The 247-nt window shown below is 47.4% G+C and carries 1 protein-coding gene; it reads left to right on the plus strand.

The features are described from left to right. A partial coding sequence (locus tag AAEZ00_RS21915) for a DEAD/DEAH box helicase family protein (RefSeq protein WP_351090130.1) occupies positions 1 to 247 on the plus strand: 247 nt, incomplete at both ends.

Genomic DNA, 247 nt, shown 5'->3' on the forward strand with positions numbered 1-247 from the left:
GAATTCGACTGCATCATTGTCGATGAAGCCCATCGGGGTTATGCCCTAGATCAACAAATGACAGAAGGTGAGCTTGTTACTCGCGATGCCAGTCAATATTTGTCTAGCTACCGGCGGGTATTGGATTACTTTGATGCGGTACGCATCGGCTTAACGGCAACCCCAGCCAAGCATACCATCGAAATTTTTGGTAAACCGGTTTACACCTATAGTTACCGTGAGGCAGTTGCTGATGATTGGCTTATCG

Origin of the sequence: Shewanella sp. S1-49-MNA-CIBAN-0167, from assembly GCF_040310145.1 — a bacterium.
Taxonomy (GTDB): Bacteria; Pseudomonadota; Gammaproteobacteria; order Enterobacterales; family Shewanellaceae; genus Shewanella; species Shewanella psychromarinicola.